Here is a 6,427-nt window from a genome sequence, read left to right on the forward strand (position 1 = left end):
TTCTTGGGTGCATGGCCGGTGGTTGGTATTTGGTTCACCGCTTTAGGTGTAAGCACGATGGCTTTCAACCTCAACGGTTTCAACTTTAACCAATCGGTTGTGGATTCTCAAGGTCGCGTGATTGGAACTTGGGCTGATATTATCAACCGCGCTAATTTGGGTATGGAAGTGATGCACGAGCGCAATGCTCACAACTTCCCTCTGGATTTGGCTGCTGGTGTACAAGCTCCGATTGCTATGACTGCTCCTGCTATCAATGGCTAAGTTTGAGATTTAGCTAAACAAAAAGCGCTCTCCTTTTAGGGGGGCGCTTTTTGGTTTTGGAGATATGATTGATTTAGGATTTAACTAACTGGCATATTAAATAAATGCCAAAAACAAAATTTTAACGGTGGATAGCGCCTAATTCCGGTTTTGTCGATCGCACTTTTAAATCTTCAAGCATCGATTCATACTGATAAAGCACTTCAATCGGGTTAGGTAATTGTGGGGGAGGTAAAGGATCGGGTTTTGACCGAAAATATGCGGCTAAATCTGAAATTGCTCTGCTAGCAGCAAGAATATCTCCAATCGGAACCAGATGACCCAAAGGCCATTGATTCAACCATTCATTGACTACTTCGCGGGAACCGGGATTATCGTAGGCGACTACTCCTTTACCAGCTGCGATCGCTTCTTGTAGCACGCGGGGTCGCCCTTCATTATCCGAGCAAAGTAATACCGTTTCTACATTATTCAAACAATCGAGTACTTGTTGCCGGGAGACGCTACCTTTGAGGACTATTTGTTTTTCCAGTCCATAGCGGTGGATGCGGTTTAACATTTCTCCTCTATCTGGGCCATCTCCACACACAGTTAGGTGAACATCTTCTCCATTGCTAACCAAAATTCGGACAATTTCTACTGCATCTAACGGTTTTTTTCTTGCCTTGAGTTGAGCTGCCATCAGCAAACGGATCGGCTCTTTTTGTCTTCGATCGTAATTAGAGTTTATGTTGAAAGCGGGAAGATTAGTAGTAGGATTGAAAGGCGGAAGATGAATCGGGTTTGGTAAGAAAATTGTGTTGTTGACGCCAACTACTCGGTTAATAGATGTGGCAAGATGCCGAGCAATACAAACAATTTTGTCGCAGCCTCGATAAAGGTTAAGCAATTGTTCTTTGACCGCAATGTCAATGGAATTGCTTCCAGCAAGACTATTGATGTAAGCACCCCGAACTATAAGTACGACTGGTTTATCGCGATGAACCGAGCGGACGGCTTCAAGGTGCCAGAGAAAAGATTCGCGACCGAGAATTACTATGTCGAAAGGGCCATTTTCTAGATAGGCTGCTTGCACTTGGCGATCGATATCTAATTGCGCCTGTGCGCTAATATTTAAATCCCCAGGAAAGTCAGCCTGAATCCACATCAATCCAGGATATTGCGCTAGATGAGTTGCAGTTTTGTAGGGCGCAATGTGCAGAACTTCATGCCCAAGGCTGCGTAATCCACAGGCTAGTTCTTGGCTGGAGTGAGCCGATCCGCCCCCATGTGGAGGGTGGACGCTTAAAAGTAAAATTTTCATCTGTCTTCCCCCGTGGAGACCCCCACTGTACCCGTAGGGTCAGTGGTGGGAGGAAACGGCGGACATTTTATGGGGTTCAATACCCCTAAAATGTCCAAATTACTGTGCATAGGAATACCCATCCTTTTTGTGAATGTGTTTGCAATACTTATGGCTAATGCCTTGAACCAGCCCATCGGCTGTTGAGATATTGAAACTGCCAGTGGCACGAGTGGCTACCCGACCAACGTAAGCCAAATTTAACCAAATGTGACCTAAGCAGTGAGTTTTGCCACAGCTTGAGTTGAATGCCAAGGGTATAGTTAGGGGCTAAAATCAAGGGTTTCAGCGATTAAAAACGCCTTAACTGACGAAAGCGATCGCTATAAGTTTTACTTTAAAGTTTATTCATGATAGATTCAAATGCTCTTTTTTGTTAAATTGATAAATTTTATTTATTATTAAAGTCGCGAATTTTGAGGAATCGTGGAAGCGCTTTAAACTACCACACGCCCCGGAATTGAATAGACATCCCCTCCAAAAGAATCTCAACGGCAGGCAGGATGCCTACCCCACAAGAATTTGTAAAGCTTCTTGCACGATGAGAAACGAGTGTTGCAACCAAGCCTTATAATAACCACAAAGTCCGGTATCTCGCTCAAGATATCGTAGATTATCGGAGGATTGTGATGAGCAAGTGGCAAAATACTCCCAAAGTGGGGAGGTACTCGATCGAGCAAATCGTGATTTATTTTGTGAGAGCATTGCAGGCTGTTCGACAGCTATGGGGACGCGAGGTAGGAAATCGGTCAAATTTCAGTTCTGTAAAAAGCTTTGTTTTCTTATTTTTGATCGGAACTAGCTTGAGCATTGCGATCGCATCCTGTGGGGGCAAAATTTCTGATTCCGGTGGAGCCGCCAACGCTACTGGTAACAAAAATAACGTTCAGCTCACCTTAGTTTCTTACTCTGTCACCAAAGCTGCCTACGATCGCATCATTCCCAAATTTGAAGCGCAGTGGAAAAAAGAACACAACCAAAACGTCACCGTCAACGGTAGCTATGGTGCTTCCGGTTCCCAAGCTACTGCTGTAATTAATGGTTTGGAAGCAGACGTTGTACACCTGTCACTCGCGCTTGATGTCGATAAAATTGTCAAGGCAGGTTTAATTCAACCGGGTTGGGAAACAGAAGCACCATCAGATGGAATTGTGACCAAATCTGTAGGTGTAATTGCTACTCGCGAAGGTAACCCCAAAAATATTAAAAATTGGGCAGACTTAGCAAAAAATGGCATAAACGTAATGACTCCCGACCCCAAAACTTCTGGCGGAGCCCGCTGGAATTTTCTTGCTATTTGGGGTTTTGTCACCAGAACTGGTGGGGATGATAATACAGCGCTGGACTTAACTACCAAAGTTTACAAAAATGCACCTGTGCTACCCGCAAGTGCGCGTGCAGCCAGCGATCTGTTCTTTAAACAAGGTAAGGGAGATGCCTTGATTACCTATGAAAACGAAATGATTCTCTCGGAACAATTTGGCGACAAACTTCCGTATACCGTACCGGATGTAAATATATCGATCGACAATCCTATTGCTGTTGTGGATAAAAATGTCGATAAACACGGCACTCGCGAAATTGCAGAAGCATTTGTGAAATTTCTCTACACCCCAGAAGCTCAGCGAGAGTTTGCTGCGGTAGGATTTCGTCCCGTCGATCCCACGGTAGCAAAAGAAGTGGAAAAGAAATTTCCCCAAGTGCAAACGCTCTTTACAGCTAAAGATTTAGGAGGTTGGGGTAACATTCAGAATAAATTCTTCGATGACGGCGCTATCTTTGACAAAATTCACACCAAAAAGTCTTAGAGAGCCAGTCCAGTAGAATAAATTGACAAAAACAACGAAATATGTGTTATGTAGGGGCGAAGCATTTGGGCGACAATTTATTGCACAAAACCCAAAATTTTCTGTCCAAATGCTTCGCCCTGCCGGGGTCTAAAGCCAAGCCCACATTATGTTGCTTTTGTCAACCTCTTTTACTGGACTGGGGCTGTAGATTTAGCTAAACTTGTAGATTGGGTTGAGGGACGAAACCCAACTTGTGAGGAGAGAAATAGTTGGGTTTCGCTTTGCTCAACCCAACCTACAATTACTCGAATAAGCAGCTAACCTTGTAGGTTGGGTTGAGGGACGAAACCCAACTTATGAAGATATAAATAGTTGGGTTTCGCTTTGCTCAACCCAACCTACAATTACAACTGTTTTTCGGCGAGAGGATTTGATTTGGATTGAATATAGGCTTTAAATACAGGATTGATGTGAAAGTGCGATCGCGCTCCCATTTGCACTTTTTCCACTAAGCTGCGTCGCCCTAATGATTGGATGATTTGCCAAAATTCCGATTTAGATAATTCGCGATCGCCTGGTTGTGAAATATCTACAGATTCGGCTTGACTGGCTAACCAGTAGCTCACCTTTTTTTCTGACTCGGATAAACGCTCTAACTGAGATTCTAAAATGTGTTCTAAGTCACCTAAAAATATCTCATTTTGTTCTGCTAAAAACAGAGATACGCTACCGTTAAATAAATCCTGTATTGTTGAAGCTATGATATTTAACCAGCAAGGATGACCTTGATAGAGTCTAATTAATTCTGACCAGTTCTGCTCATCTGTTAAACCTTTTTCTCTCAAAATTTCTTCTGCTTGTTCTCCTAACCCTTTCAGGTGTAACGTGCGCGTGGAGCGGTTTTCTGCTTCTAACGTAGCGACTTCTCTCGGCTTTTCCCAACTGAGGAGGATTAAACAACTTTGGTGACACGATGTGGCAATTTGTTTAAAGAATTTGCTATAATCTTCATATTGTGCTAAATATTGTCCGGCTAATTGACCGCTTTTAAAAATATTCTGCACATCGTCAAGGATGACTAAACAGCGATCGCAACGCAAATAATCGATGACTGCGGGTAATGGGTTTTGTTGCGATCGCGAAAAAAATTGTTTGAGTTCGGTTTGCAGTACTGAAAGTGTGGGAGTGTCACTGAGACTTCGCCAAATAATGTAATCGAATTCGGTTTGGATTTCTTCGATGAGTTTGAGTGCGATCGAACTTTTGCCAATTCCACTTAATCCGTATATAGTTATCAAGCGCGTGCGTGCTTCGGAAATCCACTCTTTGAGGGTAGATAGTTCGGAAGTGCGATCGTAAAAGTTAGTTAGTTCGGGTGCGTCTGTTAAATCGACGATCGGTGAGGGATTTTGGCTTTGGGGGGAGTCGGGGGGAGAGTGCGATCGGGTTTGCGGACTTTTGATATTCTGGATAAACTTATTACAAATATTAATATCAATTTCTTGTACTAAACAGTCACCTGAGTTGGAAACTTGAGAAACTCTATGTTTTTTCTCTAACTTAGAACGGAAATTAAATTTATTGAGATCTTCTCCTAATTCTTCAGCCAACTTTTCCCATAACTTAGCTGCTTCTTTTTTAATGTGGGATTCGCTACAATTAAAATCTTTAGCAATTTGAGGATATTTTTTTCTTTGCCAAGCGCCCGTTAGTATTGCTTCCTGTATAGGTGTGAGATGTTGTCCAGTGTCATTAAAAATCAAGTTATCAGCCCACTGTAATATATCTTCAATATTATTCATATCTAGATACGGATAGATATTTGTGTAATATATCCTACCAAATCCTACTTTGTCAACCGAATTGTACCAAATCCTACTAAATTTTTTCAGGATACTTAGAAAAATTGGGTGCTAAAGCATACGATATTGAGTTGTCTATTAAAGCTAACAATGATAATATCTAAATTATCAAATCGATAAATTAATCGAAATTAATATGTCCAATTTCTTTTTTCCCGAACCTCAACAAAGTTGGGAATATAACAATCCAATAAACATTTTACCCGTAAGTTCAAATGTACTCAATATAGCCTTGACTTGTGTTCAAACTGAATTACAAAAATTTTTCGCCTCGCCCACTGCCTTAGAAAAACTAGATCGAGTCTTTGATATTACCGAGCGAAACGCGGCTCATATATTGATTAAAAATTCCGCAGTCGGCATTTTTAATCAAATTCCCCATCTGCAAATTGTCGAAGATGTAGCTATGAATGGGGCGCAGGGAGCCTTTTCGCAAGCTACAAACACCATCTATTTATCAGATTCCTTGCTGCGCCGTGACAGTCTGAAAGTTCAAGAGGTTCTGCTTGAGGAACTAGGACACAAGTTTGATACTTTGCTCAATCCGGGTGGGGATACTTGTGGAGATGAGGGAGAGTTATTTAAGGACGTTGTTTTGGGTTTTCCTCTGAGTCAGCCAGAGTTGCTACGGATTCAGACAGAGAATGACTTCAGCACTGTTGTCATTGATAATCAGGTTATCTCTGTTGAACAAGCCCAGAATAGCATATTAGCTGATGCAATCGTATCTAATGACGATGGTGTTTATGTCAGACGTTCTGATGGGAGCAAATTTTTACCTAATGAAAAATGGACAGACATTGTTTATACGGGAACGAAAGGAACCTGGTTTGCCGATGTAACGGGAGATGGTAAAGCTGATGCAATCGTCTCTAATGACGATGGAGTTTATGTTAGGCGTGCTAATGGCACTGGCACGGGATTTTTACCTAATGAAAAATGGACAGACATTGTTTATACGGGAACGAAAGGAACCTGGTTTGCCGATGTAACGGGAGATGGTAAAGCTGATGCAATCGTCTCTAATAATGATGGAGTTTATGTCAGGCGTGCTAATGGCAATGGCACGGGATTTTTACCTAATGAAAAATGGACAGACATTGTTTATACGGGAACGAAAGGAACTTGGTTTGCTGATGTAACGGGAGATGGTAAAGCTGATGCAATCG

General features: G+C 42.2%; 4 protein-coding genes and 2 pseudogenes. 3 read left to right on the top strand and 3 right to left on the bottom strand.

The genetic code is table 11. The features are described 5' to 3' along the window. Positions 1 to 264: pseudogene (locus H6G03_RS36510) on the top strand (photosystem II q(b) protein); the annotation flags it as partial. A 121-nt stretch (positions 265 to 385) separates the two neighbouring features. On the opposite strand, the gene H6G03_RS36515 reads toward H6G03_RS36510, so the two are convergent. After that, positions 386 to 1,567 carry a glycosyltransferase family 4 protein gene (locus H6G03_RS36515; protein ID WP_190475736.1) on the bottom strand — a complete coding sequence of 394 codons (1,182 nt, stop codon included), beginning with the start codon at positions 1,565 to 1,567 and terminating at the stop codon, positions 386 to 388. 99 nt (positions 1,568 to 1,666) lie between these two features. Continuing rightward, a pseudogene (locus H6G03_RS38570) lies at positions 1,667 to 1,798 on the bottom strand (RNA-guided endonuclease IscB); the annotation flags it as partial. A 437-nt stretch (positions 1,799 to 2,235) separates the two neighbouring features. On the opposite strand from H6G03_RS38570, the gene H6G03_RS36520 reads away from it, so the two are divergent. Further along, positions 2,236 to 3,414 (top strand): sulfate ABC transporter substrate-binding protein, encoded by a 1,179-nt coding sequence (locus tag H6G03_RS36520; protein ID WP_190475738.1) that lies wholly within the window; start codon positions 2,236 to 2,238, stop codon positions 3,412 to 3,414. Between the two features lie 386 nt (positions 3,415 to 3,800). On the opposite strand, the gene H6G03_RS36525 is transcribed toward H6G03_RS36520, so the two are convergent. Next, complete coding sequence (locus H6G03_RS36525) at positions 3,801 to 5,198, bottom strand: NB-ARC domain-containing protein (protein WP_190475739.1); 1,398 nt, start codon at positions 5,196 to 5,198, stop codon at positions 3,801 to 3,803. A 196-nt stretch (positions 5,199 to 5,394) separates the two neighbouring features. Between H6G03_RS36525 and H6G03_RS36530 the strand changes: the two genes are divergently transcribed. Further along, on the top strand, positions 5,395 to 6,427 hold a 1,033-nt coding region (locus tag H6G03_RS36530; RefSeq protein WP_190475741.1), incomplete at its 3' end, for an FG-GAP repeat domain-containing protein.

The sequence above is a fragment of the Aerosakkonema funiforme FACHB-1375 genome, from assembly GCF_014696265.1.
GTDB classification, from domain to species: Bacteria; Cyanobacteriota; Cyanobacteriia; order Cyanobacteriales; family Aerosakkonemataceae; genus Aerosakkonema; species Aerosakkonema funiforme_A.